This is a genomic window from Shewanella sp. JNE2 (genome assembly GCF_023159115.1).
Classification (GTDB): domain Bacteria; phylum Pseudomonadota; class Gammaproteobacteria; order Enterobacterales; family Shewanellaceae; genus Shewanella; species Shewanella putrefaciens.
Window position 1 is genome coordinate 1,046,041 of the sequence record NZ_CP096169.1, and the last position, 16,441, is coordinate 1,062,481.

General features: G+C 43.6%; 16 protein-coding genes and 3 tRNA genes. 6 read left to right on the top strand and 13 right to left on the bottom strand.

Annotation, left to right across the window (positions count from 1 at the left end):
• Positions 1–45: 45 nt before the first annotated feature.
• The 5 genes from MZ182_RS04755 to MZ182_RS04775 form a co-directional block, all read right to left on the bottom strand.
• Complete coding sequence (locus MZ182_RS04755) at positions 46–1,314, bottom strand: ATP-binding protein (protein WP_025008575.1); 1,269 nt, start codon at positions 1,312–1,314, stop codon at positions 46–48.
• Positions 1,315–1,323: 9 nt separating this feature from the next.
• On the bottom strand, positions 1,324–2,037 hold the full coding sequence (locus MZ182_RS04760; protein ID WP_011790420.1) for a response regulator: 714 nt from the start codon (positions 2,035–2,037) through the stop codon (positions 1,324–1,326).
• Positions 2,037–2,450, bottom strand: coding sequence for a DUF3019 domain-containing protein (locus tag MZ182_RS04765; RefSeq protein ID WP_248067352.1), 414 nt, complete (start codon positions 2,448–2,450; stop codon positions 2,037–2,039). The genes MZ182_RS04760 and MZ182_RS04765 overlap by 1 nt, the downstream gene beginning before the upstream one ends.
• A gap of 5 nt (positions 2,451–2,455) precedes the next feature.
• Complete coding sequence (locus MZ182_RS04770; RefSeq protein ID WP_248067350.1) at positions 2,456–3,322, bottom strand: MipA/OmpV family protein; 867 nt, start codon at positions 3,320–3,322, stop codon at positions 2,456–2,458.
• Between the two features lie 378 nt (positions 3,323–3,700).
• Entirely contained in the window at positions 3,701–3,937 is a 237-nt protein-coding gene (locus MZ182_RS04775; protein ID WP_011790417.1) for a hypothetical protein, read from the bottom strand.
• Between the two features lie 762 nt (positions 3,938–4,699).
• Here MZ182_RS04775 and MZ182_RS04780 point away from each other — a divergent pair.
• Positions 4,700–5,263, top strand: a complete 564-nt coding sequence (locus MZ182_RS04780; RefSeq protein WP_011790416.1) for an acetate uptake transporter — start codon at positions 4,700–4,702, stop codon at positions 5,261–5,263.
• A gap of 53 nt (positions 5,264–5,316) precedes the next feature.
• On the opposite strand, the gene MZ182_RS04785 is transcribed toward MZ182_RS04780, so the two are convergent.
• The 3 genes from MZ182_RS04785 to MZ182_RS04795 form a co-directional block, all read right to left on the bottom strand.
• Positions 5,317–5,787 carry a YcxB family protein gene (locus tag MZ182_RS04785; RefSeq protein ID WP_011790415.1) on the bottom strand — a complete coding sequence of 157 codons (471 nt, stop codon included), beginning with the start codon at positions 5,785–5,787 and terminating at the stop codon, positions 5,317–5,319.
• A 194-nt stretch (positions 5,788–5,981) separates the two neighbouring features.
• Positions 5,982–6,398 carry a VOC family protein gene (locus MZ182_RS04790; RefSeq protein WP_011790414.1) on the bottom strand — a complete coding sequence of 139 codons (417 nt, stop codon included), beginning with the start codon at positions 6,396–6,398 and terminating at the stop codon, positions 5,982–5,984.
• 56 nt (positions 6,399–6,454) lie between these two features.
• Positions 6,455–7,069: an NADPH-dependent FMN reductase gene (locus MZ182_RS04795; protein WP_248067349.1), complete on the bottom strand. Its 615-nt coding sequence runs from the start codon at positions 7,067–7,069 to the stop codon at positions 6,455–6,457.
• 146 nt (positions 7,070–7,215) lie between these two features.
• On the opposite strand from MZ182_RS04795, the gene MZ182_RS04800 reads away from it, so the two are divergent.
• A complete protein-coding gene (locus MZ182_RS04800; RefSeq protein ID WP_248067347.1) occupies positions 7,216–7,848 on the top strand; it encodes a helix-turn-helix transcriptional regulator in 633 nt (210 codons plus the stop codon).
• A 61-nt stretch (positions 7,849–7,909) separates the two neighbouring features.
• On the top strand, positions 7,910–8,620 hold the full coding sequence (locus tag MZ182_RS04805) for a pseudouridine synthase (protein WP_248067345.1): 711 nt from the start codon (positions 7,910–7,912) through the stop codon (positions 8,618–8,620).
• A gap of 21 nt (positions 8,621–8,641) precedes the next feature.
• Here MZ182_RS04805 and MZ182_RS04810 read toward each other — a convergent pair whose 3' ends face one another.
• The 5 genes from MZ182_RS04810 to MZ182_RS04830 all read right to left on the bottom strand — a co-directional run bounded on the left by MZ182_RS04810 (position 8,642) and on the right by MZ182_RS04830 (position 11,780).
• Positions 8,642–10,267: a methyl-accepting chemotaxis protein gene (locus MZ182_RS04810; RefSeq protein ID WP_011790410.1), complete on the bottom strand. Its 1,626-nt coding sequence runs from the start codon at positions 10,265–10,267 to the stop codon at positions 8,642–8,644.
• Positions 10,268–10,428: 161 nt separating this feature from the next.
• Positions 10,429–10,515, bottom strand: a tRNA-Leu gene (locus MZ182_RS04815).
• A 68-nt stretch (positions 10,516–10,583) separates the two neighbouring features.
• Positions 10,584–10,670, bottom strand: a tRNA-Leu gene (locus tag MZ182_RS04820).
• A 54-nt stretch (positions 10,671–10,724) separates the two neighbouring features.
• Positions 10,725–10,800, bottom strand: a tRNA-Phe gene (locus MZ182_RS04825).
• 218 nt (positions 10,801–11,018) lie between these two features.
• A complete protein-coding gene (locus MZ182_RS04830) occupies positions 11,019–11,780 on the bottom strand; it encodes an outer membrane protein assembly factor BamD (protein ID WP_248067343.1) in 762 nt (253 codons plus the stop codon).
• 122 nt (positions 11,781–11,902) lie between these two features.
• Between MZ182_RS04830 and rluD the strand changes: the two genes are divergently transcribed.
• The 3 genes from rluD (at position 11,903) to clpB (ending at position 16,384) form a co-directional block, all read left to right on the top strand.
• Positions 11,903–12,877 (top strand): 23S rRNA pseudouridine(1911/1915/1917) synthase RluD, encoded by a 975-nt coding sequence (gene rluD / locus MZ182_RS04835; RefSeq protein ID WP_011790408.1) that lies wholly within the window; start codon positions 11,903–11,905, stop codon positions 12,875–12,877.
• The gene (gene pgeF, locus MZ182_RS04840) at positions 12,878–13,612 is read left to right on the top strand and encodes a peptidoglycan editing factor PgeF (protein ID WP_248067341.1); all 735 of its coding nucleotides are present in this window, start codon (positions 12,878–12,880) and stop codon (positions 13,610–13,612) included.
• 198 nt (positions 13,613–13,810) lie between these two features.
• Complete coding sequence (clpB, locus tag MZ182_RS04845) at positions 13,811–16,384, top strand: ATP-dependent chaperone ClpB (RefSeq protein WP_011790406.1); 2,574 nt, start codon at positions 13,811–13,813, stop codon at positions 16,382–16,384.
• Positions 16,385–16,441 lie beyond the last annotated feature (57 nt).

Sequence of the window (16,441 nt, forward strand, 5' to 3'; positions counted from 1 at the left end):
AGTGAGATGCATGAGTGACTTTTGTTTATCTAATCCTAATGCTTATCACTGCTTACGTTTCTTTGGCCAGATTAAACTAAAGCGGGTATGTTGCGTATCGCTGACGACGCTTACATCCCCTTGATGGCGCTGCATAATACGTTTGATGATCGCCAGTCCCAAACCGTGCCCTTTATTACCATTCTGCACCGATTGGCTGCGATAAAATGGCTCGAACACTTTGGGTAAATCCACCGCAGGGATAGATTCGCCATCGTTACTCACACTTAAATTGACCCTATGCAGGGTCTGCTTAACCTCAATGATGATTTCAGTGCGGGCAAAGCGTTGTGCATTGGTCAGTAAATTCTGCAGCGCCCGTTCGATTAATGCGGGTTCTCCGAATAAGGGGAGTTTTTCGACTTCGGCCTTGAGCGTTATAGGCGTTGGACTTAAGGTTTCTAGACGCTTAATACTTTGATTGATAAGGTTAATTAAATCGTATTCGTCTAATTGAATTCCTTCTCGCTGGGACTCTAAGCTGGCGTAGGTTAGCAGTTCTTGAAGTAAGTCTTCCATTTCTTTGATGTCGAGCTGCATTTCGTCGAGAAAGTCTTGTCGCTTCTGTTCGTCCGAATCTGGCTGGCAATACATAGGCATAAGTGCAAGAGCGAATTTGAGCCTCGCCAGAGGCGTGCGGATCTCATGGGAAACCGCATTAGAGAGGTGTTTTTGGTTCTCAATCAAGGCGCTGATATGGCGCGCCATTTCGTTAAATGTATCGGCTAATGGTTTGACTTGTGATCGATTTGACAGGCTAATCTGAGTGTTCCATTTGGCTTCGCCAAATTCTTTGGTGGCCTTACGCAGTATGCTCAAATCCCGTGAAAGCGGGCCGACCCAAATTAGCGCAACAAGGGCGAGTGATAAATAAAAGAACAGAGTGAACAGGCTGCGAAGGTTGGCTCTGGGATCGATGTCCAGCGGCCCCGCCATTAAGACTTGATCGTCTACTCGAATAAATTGCAGCAAGCTATCATCATTGGCCGTGGTGGTGAACACCTTGCTTGTGCTTAACGCTTGATTATCTGCCAGCGCGACTTGATCTGCATTGAGTAATTGCAGTGGCATCACCGGATTCGCTGGGATCGCCTCCAGATACCGTTGGCGGGTATCGGGAGGCAATTGAGCTAATAATTGCGCTAATGCCACTAACGGCGCATCGAGGGCATTATTGTCATCCACATTTTTTTGCCACAGACTGTCGAGTGTCCAGCCGATGCCAAGAATGCTCAGGCTTAATAATAAATATAAGCTGATAAAGAGACGTTTCACTGTAGTAACTTAGTTATTCCAAGCTTCTGGGGCAAATAGATAACCTTGTCCCCAAACGGTTTTAATTCTAAAAGGTGTCTCAATATTATCGTTGAGTTTTTTACGAAGTCTTGAGATCCGCACATCGATTTTTCGATCTTTACCGTCAAAGTCAATATTGAGCAGTAGCTGGTATATGTACTGGCGACTTAGCACTTGTCCCGCCTGTGAGGCCAGCAACCATAGCAGCTCAAATTCGTGGCTGGTTAAATCGACTTCTTTATCGTCAAGTCTAATGGCATGGGTATGCGGATCGATACTGAGTTTGCCAAAGGTTAAACAATGGGATTCGGCCTGTGGTGGTTGATTTTGACGGCGTAGTAAGTTGTGAATTCTTGCCACTAATAGCGCAGGATCAACGGGCTTGACCACATAATCATCGGCGCCCAATTCTAATCCTTTGATTTGATCTTCAGTCGAACCAAGCGCGCTCATCAACAGTATTGGACCTGCAAAATAGTCAGGTAATTTTTCACACAGGCTCAGGCCATCCATGCCTGGCAGCATAATATCTAACAGTATGATATCGGGCTTATAGTTGATTAAACGCGTTAAAACAGTATCGCCGCGGCGTTCCACTTCGACATGCATGCCGTGGGATTTTAAGTAATCGACGATTAAATTTGCCAGACGGACATCGTCTTCAACCAATAACACTCTGTGGGATGCTTGTGGGCTGGTCATTAAAATAAACTCCAAGGGTTACGGTAACGTCTGCGCACCTGAGGCTGCGAAGCTGACGTGATTTTAAGTTTGGCACCTGCCAAGGTTTGATTGCTCTCTTTACTCACCATGACAAATTGAATATCAGTCGAGGTGCTTACCTTAATATTGACAGTGCGCTGATTGAGCGAATCATTACACCATTTTGGATAAGCTGGATTGTCGGATAAAATGCAAACGAGCTCATCGTTAGAGAGTTCCCACTGTAATTCCAGCGTGATCTCACAAGTTTGCTCATCATTGCTGGTAATACAAATTTCTGGTGTCACTCTCAGATTATTGTGCTTATCAGATTTTGCCTGTGCGTTATTGCTCCCAATTAAACCCAAGCAGAGAGTTAACACACAAAGCAAGTTAATCTGAGGGGGAGTCACTAATGTTAAAACCTATAGGCTGCGCCAACAAAATACGTGCTGCTGTAGTCTTTATCAAGCAAGGGACTGGCGGCAATTTCATCGGAAATTTGAGTATAACGAACTGCCAATAGCAGATCCCAATTATCTGTTAATATATAGCGTACCGTGGCTTCAGCACCTTTATTCCAACCTGAACTGGCTTGATATTTCTGGCTCCAATAGGCATTTTCGCTTGGACGGATACCATAGTAATAATCTACGACATTTTGACTTTTCCAATCCAAGACTAAGGATAAATCGAGAATCCATTGATTTACATGCCAACCATAAGTCCACTTTACTTGTGCCTCTGAGCCAGAGTGCACACTGAACATATCGTGGGAATATGCCAATCTGATTGTACCTAATTGACTATAAATAAAGGCTTCTATACCACCGAGCATAGTAAAGTGGCGCGATTCTAATGAATTAAAGACAGGCTCAGGCTCACTGCTAATACTCAGTGCAGGACGATCTGTAAAATTGGTTGCAGTTTGCGAGCTGCGAGCAAGAAAGACATTTGAAGGATCCCAGCGATAAAAATAGGCTCTGTCCAAGCTATAACTTGTCACTACATTAACACTAAAATATTCTTGTTCAGTTAAACTGTAGCCAATATTGCCATTATCGAAAAACCAACGCTCGCCGTAGTAAGCGACTGTTGGGATGAAAAATACTGGGATATCGTCAAAATCCTTTAATGGATTGGTTTTTTGCCCCCATCCGATAGCTATGCCTAAATCCCAATTCCGCATTTCGATACACTCATGTTTCGTAGAGCATGTCTCTTTCGCCATTCCTACTAAGGGGATGCAGAGGGTGATTAGCAGGATAAGTAAAATACGATACATGATTAAGCGTTATGGGTCGAAGTCGTGATAAGTAGAAAAGAGATTAGCATTTTATGCTTCATTCGACAGAGGTTTAGCTAGTATGGATGCAAAATGATACAGATGTCAGATGAATAGTAGCAATGAGTTTTTTGTAACTCACTGTATATAAATGTAAAAAGTATAACCCCCACCCATTTTTACGTGGTGATGTCGTCAGCCCTGAATGTTAATTTTTGTTATTATTTTGTGTCTTTTTGAGGCGTTATTGATGTGAGAATTGTGTAAAATGCGCCCGTTTCACAAAATATTGTGCCATTCAATAGGATGAATGGCACGGTAGTAAGCAGTGAAAGCTAAATGTATAGGATCACGCTAAAGGAAGCGAATGAGTCAAGTTTAGTTGAGTTCTTTAATCGTTTGATAGCCCATTTCAGTCAATTGATCGTTTACACAATCGAGCACATATTGTGGTAATTCAGCATTGTCTATTTGATCTTCAGATGCCATCTGTTGACATACCTCTGTCAACTGGGCAACGTCGGACGCAGGGGCAGGGGGGAGCGGAGATTCATTGGCAAATGGTGCAAAACTAACGAATACCGAAAGAGTGATAAGAGCTGATAACTTCTTCATTTTATTTCCTTTAGTTATTGATTGTTAACAACAGACTAAGATTTGTTCTCTTAATTCAATGTGCCAACAGCAGCAATTTATCACTGCTATTATTTTTTAGATATAAATAATTTTTAGCTAATTTGGTGAGTGAATTTTTCCGTGCTGTGCTCGTAAGTCGACATCATACTTTGGGGTATTTCTCAGACTATTTAAAGGCTGTTGTCATCATACTGCCACATCTACCCTATTCCAATTGACTATACCCATAATTCATTTTTATGCATTCGCGGTCTTTAAGCTATTGAGTTAGCAGCATGCGAAAAGTTCCATCTGCAGTCGTTATTCAATGGTTACTATTTTGTCAAAAGTGCGGTTTATGTCGTTTTTCTTACTTTATTGGGATGAAGTTAATAAATATCCCTGTTTATAGAAACGCTTGATCTTATATTTGGTATCGCTAAAAAAGTAAATTTTGAACCAATGCAAATATTGCGTAAGAATCGCGATCTAAAGCACGTTCTGACTAGGGTTTACGGTAGTTATTTGAATCTAAAAAGAATATTTATTAATTAGAATATTGAAATGCTAATTTTTATTTTATTTATTTCGTAATTGATTGATATTTATTGATTATTTTTGATTTTCTTGATGTTTTAAACTTTACGTTGCGAGTCATGTTTATGTCTACTAAAATGCGCCGCTCACAGAAACAGATAAATGTGATGTATTTTATTAATATTTTGATTTTAATCAATTTAGTGACTCTCTAGGAGAACGGTAGTGTCGACAAAACTGGCTAATCCAGCCCCATTAGGTTTAATGGGTTTTGGTATGACGACGATTCTGTTAAATATTCATAATGCGGGATATTTCCCGATAGACTCTATGATCTTAGCCATGGGAATATTCTATGGTGGTATTGGTCAAGTCATTGTTGGCATTATGTGTTTTATGCGTGGGGATACCTTTGGGACCACGGCTTTTACATCCTATGGCTTGTTTTGGTTAACCCTTGTTGGATTAATTTTGATGCCGAATGCGGGCGTTGCGGCGAGCCCAACCTATTTTATGGGATGGTATCTGACGCTTTGGGGTATTTTTACAGCGTTTATGTTTGTGGGTTCATTACGATACCCAAGGGCTAAGCAATTTGTTTTTGCTTCACTTACTGTATTGTTCTTCCTACTCGCCGCTCGAGATTTTACGGGTAATGCCCTAATTGGCACTATTGCAGGGTTTGAGGGCATTATTTGTGGTGCTAGCGCAATTTATTTTGCGATGGCACAAGTACTGAACAATGAATATGGCCGTACTATATTGCCGATTGGTGAGTTGAGAAAATAATATTTCGATCCGAGGCAATAGACAAAAGGCTGATGAAAATCAGCCTTTTTTGTTCAGTTTTTGGCTTTTATGTAAGCGATAGCTGAGTCATCTAAACAGCTTGAAGAGATATAACTGGTGCCTGCTTTATGGGTGATCAAAAAACCTTTTTCAGTTTCGTTAATACGGTATATATCCGTCCACAGTATTTGGCTATTAACATATTGTGATTGAGTGCGAATACCCTGTTCATCAATGGTTAGGGTAACGTCATTACTGGCCGCTTTACTCATCATTTGCCGCATCAGCCACCAAGCTTTATGGTATTTCACATTCAGCGCCTCGATAACGCCTAACCCTACGAAGAAGTAAGCTAAATACAGGCTAATGTCGGTGAAGATAAGCGCGATACCTATGAGTACCAGCCCAATCCCTTTGTAATAGGGTTTAAGTGTGGGATCTGGGGTGACAGATTGAGTATAACATTCATCAAAATGCGCTTTATCTAGGATATAAGTTGTGGAATAGGAATAAGGCGTAGGCATAGTGTTATCTAATTAGAAACTCGCTTTGTGGCGGCTAGTGTAGCGATTTCCGCTTTCAAAGTAACGACTTTAAGCGTGAGTGCATGATGGCAAAGTGGACCTATTTATCCACTTATGCCGATAAAGCCCAATCATATCGATAAATTATTTATGATTTGAGCCGAAAGTTGATATAGATCCTCCGCTGTTATGCATCAATAACGATTGCGCTCTGCAGGGATATCGCTTAAATACTCCACAAATTCCACTTCAAACCCATGGGCGTCGAAGAAGTAAATATTGCGTCGATAGGGGTCTTCCATGCCATCTTTGGCAATAGGGAAACCTGCCTGGGTCAGTCTTGCTATCACAGCATCTAAGTCGTCGGTCACAAAGGCAAAATGCGCTAGGCCTATTTGGTGACCCGTTAAATCGCGGTTTTCACCTTCACCATTGTCACTAAAAGCAATGTATTGATAATCATCGCCAAAATGAATCCAATTACGCGGTTTGCCGTACCAAGTGCCTTTATCACCCCCGCGTACGCGCCAGTGGGGAAAAGCCGCTTGATAAAAGCGAAGTGCTGCAGGGATGTCGTCTACCACTAAATTGATATGCTCTAAATGAATCATAATGCATTCCTTGTAATGATTTTAGTCTGTTGCTGGTGGTTAAAATCTCAAGCCGCTTACATACCGTAACAGTATTCCTGCTGTTTTGGGTACGCTTGATTGGCATGTTGTTCACGAATGGGGGCTAATGCTTGGGCGTATTGATGCAGCATATATAAGCTGTATTGCACTCTTTCCCTAAGCGCGATATCGCGGGTACTCTCAGGGATGGCATTGAGTACATGGCTGACATTGCGAATGATTAAGTGATCGGGGATGGGCACTAATTTATTGTTTTTAAGTGCATTCATTTTTAGTTCAACGATAGGGTAGGTACCGCTAATACCATCCGATATTGATACTAACAAGGTGGGTTTATGGGCGGTTTCTTCACGAGTACACATCAACAAAAAGTTCTTCAGTAATGGTGATGCCATACCGCCCCATTCCGGGGTGATCAGCACTAGCGCATCGGCTTCATCGACTCTGTGCCCTATTTCGGGCCAGTGTTCACCTTTGTTGTTTTCTTCTCCGTCCCAAAAGGGCAGATTAAACAGGCATAGTTCTAAGTGATGTATCGTGTCGTAACCCATAGTATGGGGCGATGAGAAACTGCTTTCCGCGATATAACGACCGACTTTAGCACTTTGTGAATCGGGTCTTTGGCTGGTGCTGATGATGAGTAACTTCATTAAGTAAACCTATTTGTTTATAAATTATTTGTAAGGTAATTGCTTTATTTAATCTTGTAAAGGATAAAGTAAATAAAAAAGTTTATTTAATCTGTTAAAGAGCGGGCGAATGGGGGATAATCCGTTGCGAAGACTGGAGATTTCAAATGAAAACCACTGATAAGATTATTCAACTACTCAAGTTGCATGGCCCGCTCACCGCTAAAACCTTAGCGGAGGAATTGGCGTTAACAACTATGGGGGTGCGTCAACATCTTCAGGCTTTGGAAGATATGGGTGATGTGGATATTGAGGATAGAGTGGAAGGTCGCGGTCGCCCAACACGTTACTGGGGCTTGACTGAGCAAAGCCGCACTCACTTTGCCGATCGCCATGAGGAATTAACGGTACAGCTGATTGACTCGGTAAAAATGATCTTTGGCGACCAAGGCTTGGATAAGCTTATCGGTCACAGGGAGCAAAGTGCGTTAGTCCAATATCGTGCCGCAATGGAAGGTGCTACTGATATTCCGACACGTTTGGCCATACTTGCGAAATTACGCTCGAACGAAGGTTATATGGCGACGATGGAGCAAATCGATGGAGTGTATTTTCTACTCGAAAATCATTGTCCTATCTGCGCTGCTGCAACACATTGTTTAAATTTTTGCCGCTCAGAGTTGCAATTATTTCAGCAACTATTTGCAGATATCGCCACCGTGAATCGAGAAGAGCATATTATCGAAGGTGCACGCCGTTGTGCATATCGAATTGTGTCACTCACCCCACAAGTACCATAAACGCCTTGTTAAGACGGTATACTCAGTGAGCGTTTGTTCTTTTTATGATGTTTGAGGCAACATGCAATCTAAACGTGGTCGACTCGATAGATATTTAAGCGCGAAGATGCAGATGCCCCGCAAATTAGTGCGTGATTTATTGCTATCTGGGCGTGTGCAAGTGGATGGGCAGATTGTTAAAGAGATGGACAGACAAGTGGATGAGTTTTCCCATATCCAACTCGATGATCAAGTTTTACAGGCCAATACTCCGGTTTATATGATGTTACATAAGCCTGTTGGCGTGGTGAGTGCGACTAAGGATAACCAACATAAGACGGTAATCGACCTACTTGATAATGAATATCGGCACGAATTGCATATCGCGGGTCGACTGGATTTAAATTCTTCTGGATTATTGCTCCTGACTAACGATAGTCGATGGTCCGAGGCGCTTATGTCACCAACAGAAAAAGTCGATAAAGTGTATCGTGTGACGCTTGCAAATCCACTAACACATGATTATGTAACAGCATTTGCTGAAGGTATGTATTTTGGTTTTGAAGATATCACGACTCAACCCGCAAAACTGGTTATCCTCGATTCCCATTTGGCTGAAGTGACGTTAAAAGAAGGTAAATACCATCAAATAAAGCGTATGTTTGGCCGATTTCGTAATCCTGTGATTGGTCTACATCGGTTATCCATTGGTGACATAGTGTTAGATGAACAGCTTCAACCTGGTGAGAGTCGAACTCTCACCGCGGCTGAGATTGTTTGCATAAAAATCTAAACTCAGAGGCTGTTCTCTAAATTAGAGTTTAAAGGCACTGACTTGATTGCGCATACTGCTGGCGAGTTTTGTTAAATTTATCACCGACTCACTTAACTCAGCCGCCGACGTTGTAGAGTGTTCGGCAATATCGCTAATGGCAATAATGCTGCGATTAATGCTCTCTGCTACACTGCTTTGCTCTTCTGCTGCGGTCGCTATGTGGGTATTTAATTCTGTGATGCTATCAACAGAAGTGACAATTTCTTTGAGCGCTTGACCTGCTTGATTAGCTTTATCATTGGCATCATCCACCTGATGAATACCTATTTCCATGGCACTTACCGCTTCTTTTACGCCTTGCTGTAGTGTCGCTATCATGGCTTCAATTTCTTGGGTTGATTTTTGGGTACGTTGGGCAAGAGTTCTTACTTCATCGGCCACGACAGCAAAGCCTCTACCTTGTTCCCCCGCGCGAGCGGCTTCAATGGCGGCGTTTAATGCCAGTAGATTAGTTTGCTCCGCAATACTTTTAATCACATCGAGCACTCGGCCAATATTTTGGCTTTCATTAGCCAAAAAGCCGATAACTTTTGCCGTTTTTTGAATTTGATCGGAAAGCTGCGACATACTGTCAATGGATTGCATCACAATACTATTACCGTTGGCAGCATAGGTATCTGCATCTTTGGCTGAATCGGCTGCTGCAGCCGCACTTTGGGCGACTTCTGCAACGGTTGCCGTCATTTCGTTCATTGCTGTGGCAGTTTGCTCTGTCTCCGCTTGTTGCTGTTGCATACGTTTATTGGTTGCTTGAGTAAAACTACTAAGATCGGTTGCTGAGTGATTAACGGTATTTGCCGCTTCGGCAATGGAATTCAAAATACCTCTTAAGTGCTCAATCACTTGGCTTAGGCTAGTTGAGATTTGCCCAAGTTCATCATTATTGAAGGTCTTAAACTTAATGGTGAGATCGGAATGTTGATGGATGGTCCTTAACTTATTTACTATATCGCTGATAGGGTTCATGACACTGCGGTTAACCCATAGGCCAATTAAAATACTGATTAACATGGCAATAGCCGATAAGATGATGAAAATCGTAATAGACGATTGATAAATGTCTTTAACGGTATTTTTTTCCTGTCCTGCAATTTTGATCTGTAATGCAATTAGCTCCGATATTTTGCCACTAATGGGATCTATCGCGTGGTAGAGCGGCATAATATTGTCGTTCAGTTGGCCTGTGATATTACCGTTTAAACTTCTTAAGCGTGCAGTAAGGGTATTTATCTGTTGGTTTGCAGGCGCAAAGAGTGCCTCAGCTTGTTTTGCTAAGACTGATTCTTCTGAAGTAAGCTCCGTCGCTAAATATTTTTGCCAATATTGAGTAATGGTTGATTTTGCATTTTCAAGTGCACTTGCACCATCCGATGCGCTCAAACCGCCAGCATTGGTCTTATTGACGGCATCAATTACATCTACCGCATATTTATCAGCAATGACTTTTAAGTCATCAAGTGGAACCACTCTGTCGTTGTAGATACGTTCGACACCAACCTCAATTTTTCCCATCATATTTACGGCAATAAAACCGATCATAAGGAGCATGATTAGTGGAACTAAAATACCGATAAACATTTTTTGTTTAATTTGTAGGCCGTTCATATGGATGCCTCTGTGAACTAAATGAGTCCTTTGGGCAGAGCTCAAGCTATCCCTATGATGAGTCTGTAAGATTAGTTATAGCAAACTTGCGGGAGTTAAAGAGAAATGGAGGAAAATTTTATTTTAGATACAAAAAAACCTCGCTTAGCGAGGTTTAATGTTGGTACAGATGAGAGGACTTGAACCTCCACGCCCTTGCGAGCACCAGCACCTGAAGCTGGCGTGTCTACCAATTCCACCACATCTGCATGGCTATTCGATATTTCATCGAATTGACAATCTTAACACTGTGAATTTTAACTTTTGAACTGCAATTTGGTACAGGTGAGAGGACTTGAACCTCCACGCCCTTGCGAGCACCAGCACCTGAAGCTGGCGTGTCTACCAATTCCACCACACCTGCACTGTATCTATCGCAGTTCTCTAACATAAGTGGCTATCGCAACCTATTTAAAGATGGTGCCCGAACCCGGAATCGAACCAGGGACACGAGGATTTTCAATCCTCTGCTCTACCGACTGAGCTATTCGGGCGACGGGCGCAATTTAAAGGCTTTTCGGGTTTTGAGTCAATAGATTTTTACTAAATAACCTAAAAATGGGTGTAGTTGCATAAGTTTTACTCGAATAAGGGATTACGCTGTACTATTACTCATTCGGGCAGATTAAAAATCGATAAAGACGCATGACTTCGTTAGTTAGAAAGGATGAACATATCTAAAAAGAATGCCCCTTCAAAGGGGCATTCTTAACTAGTTTGATAAGATTTCATTGTTTGGATAGTTAGCTTGCATTACCATGAGCACGTTTTGCTTCAGCTGGTTCTGACCTAATTCGCCGTAAGCTTCTATCATTATTTCTAAGGCCCGCTCTGTTGAAGGGGTGCCAGGATATGTTTCTAGTACTGATTGAGCTCGGATTGCCGCGGCGCTCCAAGCGTTCATTTTGAGATAATATTCGGCAACTTGAATGGAATATTTTGCCAAGCGATTTTTCAGCGATAACATGCGCTTTTGTGCATCAGCAGCATATTTGCTGTTAGGATAGGTTTTGATTAAACGGTCAAAATCTTTAAAGGCATCTTGGGCATTTTTAGGATCGCGGTCAGTTCTATCAATACTCAACATATCATGGAATAGATAGTTATCAGCCTGCATGTTGACCAGTCCTCGCATATAGTAGACATAGTCGATATTAGGATGGGTTGGGTTAAGACGGATAAATCTGTCTATATTGGCGATACCAGAAGCGACATCATCCATTTTGTAATAAGCATAAATCAAGTCTAATTGAACTTGGGTTTTATGCGGTCCGAAAGGGAAGCGAGAGTCTAGCGCTTCCAAAGAACGGACAGCTTTAGCGTAATTACCAAGCTCCATGGAGGTTCTTGCCTGAGAATAAAGCACATCAGGTGAGGTTTTGGCTGCAATATCGCTATCATCAGGGCTGCTGCTACAGGCTGATAACGCTAGTGAAAATAGGACTAAGGTAACGCCTTTGGAAAATTTATACATACTTGAATTCAATTCTTTTTAAGTTGTAGTTAAGAATTTTTCCATTTCACTATAAAATAGAAAACATCCGATTGTAACAGATAGCACACATTTTTTGACCCCTAAATGGGGATACGGTTCCTATGACACAAGAGATTAATCTAAAAAGCGAGATTTCGGCAACACAAACTGGCCTGAGATTAGATCAGGCACTAGCTGAGTTGTTCCCAGATTACTCGCGCACGCGCATCAAGGAATGGATCCTATCTGATGCAGTTTATGTTGACGGGGTAATTGTTAATAAGCCTCGCGAGAAAGTATTCGAGCTACAACAGATTGAAATTGCTGCAACTCTTGAGGAAGAAGTGCATGCAGCAGCACAGGCCATCGAGCTAAATATTGTCTATGAGGACGATCATATCCTTGTTATCAATAAGCAAGCAGGATTAGTTGTGCACCCTGGTGCTGGTAATGCTGATGGTACGCTAATGAATGCGCTTTTACACCATTGTCCCGATATTGAGCATGTGCCGCGTGCGGGTATTGTGCACCGTCTCGATAAAGACACGACAGGTTTGATGGTAGTTGCCAAAACGGTTGAAGCACAAACCCATTTAGTGGCTGCGTTGCAGGCCCGTGAAATCACTCGTGAATACGAAGCGATTGTGATGGGGACTATGACAGGTGGCGGTACTGTTGATGAGCCGATTGGGCGTCATCCAACCAAACGCACTCATATGGCGGTGCATCACTCTGGTAAACCAGCCGTTACCCATTATCGGGTTGCCGAAAAGTTCCGTAATCACACGCGTTTAAGATTGCGCCTTGAATCGGGTCGTACGCATCAAATTCGTGTGCACATGGAATACATTGGCCACGTATTAGTGGGCGATCCTGTTTATGGCGGTCGTCCAAAACCACCAAAGGCCGCGAGCCCAGAGTTTTTTGAAATTTTGAAAAACTTTAAACGCCAAGCGCTACACGCTGTGCGTCTTGAATTAGCTCACCCAGTGAGCTGTGAAATCATGAGTTGGCAAGCGCCAATTCCTGAAGACATGGTGATTTTAACGAAAGCACTGCGTCAAGACACGGTCGAACATCCGATCGAGTATTTGTAAATGTTTAATCACGATTGGCCTGTTCCTGCTAATGTTGGCATCGCAATGACAAATCGTCATGGCGGTGTGAGCGTACATCCCTATGATAGTCTCAATCTTGGGCTGCATGTCGGTGATGTTGAAGAGCGGGTGATGGCTAATCGTGACTTACTCTGCAAACAATTAGCGTTAACCGCCGAGCCTGTCTGGCTCGAGCAAGTGCATGGTACTCATGTGCTTAATTTAGACGCGCTGAGCTTAGCTCATACTGCGGATACACCAATTGCCGATGCTAGTTACAGCCGAACCGCTGGACGAGTTTGCGCAGTGATGACCGCCGATTGTTTGCCTGTGTTGCTGTGTAATCAAGCGGGAACCGAAGTGGCTGCGGCTCATGCTGGTTGGCGTGGTTTGTGTGATGGCGTGATAGAGGCCACTGCGGCGCAGTTTAGTTCACCTATGGATGAGTTGATTGCCTACCTCGGCCCGGCTATTGGTCCACAAAAATTTGAAGTCGGTGTTGAAGTAAAGCAAGCATTCTGTGCTTTGCATCCGCAGTCGGCAGCGTGTTTTATTCCAAGTGGTAACAAGGATCTTGCCGATATTATTGGCTTGGCTAAATTACGCTTGAGTTTACTCGGGATAAACCCTATTTATAGCGCAGATATCTGCACAGTCAGCGACACGGATTACTTCTCTTATCGTCGCGATAAGGTGACGGGACGCATGGCTTCATTGATCTGGCTTAAGTCTTAAGCTAATTCCCTTACAGCTTGTATTTATTTGCGTGTTATTCGCTTGAATTTGGCTAAATAGCCCCCATCTTTTAACTAACGAAATGTAATACCAATCCTATTTTGAACTCTCCATTTGACACGCTAATTCAAAGCCGTTCATTTGGTAAGGTATCTGGTGGATTGGCATATATCTAATATGTGAGTTTTAGGAGGCTGTATGCGACTCGATCGTATGACCAATAAATTCCAGCTTGCCATCTCAGATGCCCAATCACTTGCTCTTGGGCGTGATCATCAGTTTATCGAACCGCTACATTTGATGATGGCACTGCTTAACCAGGATTCTGGTTCAATCCATCCCTTATTAACCCAAGCGGGTATTCGTGTCAGTGCGCTGCGATCGCTCTTGAGTCAAGAGTTAGAACGCTTACCTCAAGTCGAAGGAACTGGCGGCGATGTGCAGTTATCCCAAGGGTTAATCCGTTTATTAAACCTGTGTGATAAGTTAGCGCAAAAGCGTAAAGACAAATATATCTCTAGCGAGCTATTTGTGTTGGCGGCATTAGAAGGCAGCGATGCCCTTGCTCAGGCGTTGAAAAAAGCCGGAGCAACGAAAGAGTTAATGGAGCAAACCATTGAACAAGTGCGTGGCGGCCAAAATGTCGATGATCCCAATGCCGAAGATCAACGCCAAGCGTTGAAGAAGTTTACTATCGATCTCACTGAGCGAGCTGAACAAGGCAAGTTAGATCCAGTGATTGGCCGTGACGATGAAATTCGCCGCACGATCCAAGTGTTACAACGTCGCAGTAAAAACAACCCCGTTCTTATCGGTGAACCGGGTGTGGGTAAAACGGCGATTGTTGAAGGACTTGCCCAGCGTATCGTTAATGGTGAAGTCCCCGAGGGCATTAAAAATAAGCGTGTCTTATCCCTCGATATGGGCTCATTAATTGCGGGTGCTAAATATCGTGGTGAGTTCGAAGAGCGTTTAAAAGCGGTACTTAATGAGTTGTCACAGGAAGAAGGTCAAGTGATCCTCTTTATCGACGAACTGCATACTATGGTTGGTGCCGGTAAAGGTGAAGGCGCAATGGATGCGGGTAACATGCTCAAACCTGCGTTAGCGCGTGGTGACTTGCACTGTGTGGGTGCGACAACGCTCGATGAGTATCGTCAGTATATTGAAAAAGATGCGGCGCTTGAACGACGTTTCCAAAAAGTGCTGGTGGATGAACCAAGCGTTGAAGACACTATCGCCATTTTGCGTGGACTGAAAGAACGTTACGAGCTGCATCATCATGTGGAAATTACCGATCCGGCGATTGTGGCGGCAGCGACTATGTCGCACCGTTATGTGTCGGACCGTAAGTTACCCGATAAAGCGATCGATTTGATCGACGAAGCGGCATCGAGCATCCGTATGCAGATGGACTCAAAACCTGAGTCACTCGACAGGCTCGAACGTCGTGCTATCCAGCTCAAACTGGAGGAGCAAGCGTTAGCCAAAGAAAATGATGAGGCGAGTCGTCGCAGGCTTGACCATCTGCAAGAGGAATTGCGTGACGTTGAAGCGAAAGCGTCAGAGTTGAACGAAATCTGGCGTACTGAAAAAGCCGCATTAGCGGGCACTCAGCACATAAAAGCTGATCTCGAACAGGCTCGAATGGACTTAGAAGTGGCGCGTCGTGCGGGTGATTTAACTCGGATGTCTGAGCTGCAATACGGTCGTATTCCTGAGCTTGAAAAACAGCTCGATTTGGCATCGCAAGCCGAAATGCAGGACATGACGTTATTGCGTAACAAGGTTACTGAGTTCGAAATCGCCGAAGTATTGTCGAAAGCGACGGGAATACCCGTATCGAAAATGCTTGAAGGCGAGCGCGAAAAATTACTGCAAATGGAAGTGGCGCTGCATGAACGAGTGATCGGCCAAAACGAAGCCGTCGATGCGGTCGCGAATGCGATTCGTCGTAGCCGCGCGGGTCTGGCGGATCCAAATCGCCCGATTGGCTCGTTCCTGTTCTTAGGTCCAACGGGTGTAGGTAAAACTGAGCTTTGTAAATCACTGGCGAGGTTCTTATTTGATACCGAATCGGCTTTAGTGCGGATCGATATGTCTGAGTTTATGGAGAAACACTCAGTATCGCGTTTAGTGGGTGCGCCTCCAGGATACGTAGGTTATGAAGAGGGCGGTTACTTAACGGAAGCCGTTCGTCGTAAACCTTATTCAGTGATATTGCTCGACGAAGTCGAGAAAGCGCATCCCGATGTGTTTAACATTTTACTGCAAGTGCTTGATGATGGGCGCTTAACCGATGGTCAAGGTCGTACTGTCGATTTTAGAAATACAGTGATCATCATGACCTCGAACTTAGGCTCCGACATTATCCAAGAAGGATTTGGTCAAGTGACCTATGCAGAGATGAAAGCAGCGGTAATGAATGTGGTGACTCACAGTTTCAGACCCGAGTTTTTAAACCGCATCGATGAATCTGTGGTGTTCCATCCATTGGATGCTGCCAATATCAAGCGTATTGCTTCGATACAAATTGCTTCCTTACGCCAACGTTTGGCTGAAAAGGACTATACATTGGAGATCACCGACGAGGCATTATCATTGATTGCGGAAATTGGTTTCGATCCTGTGTATGGTGCAAGACCGTTGAAACGGGCATTGCAGCAAGAAGTCGAAAACCCGCTGGCGCAGAAATTACTGCGTGGTGACTTGTTGCCGGGTAAACCGATCAAGGTCAGCTGTGCGGGTGGCGAGTTAGTGTTCGAGCAATAACCAGTAGTCAGTATCGCTCCCGCTTCAAGCACTAAACGAAAAGAGCCGAGTTAAAAA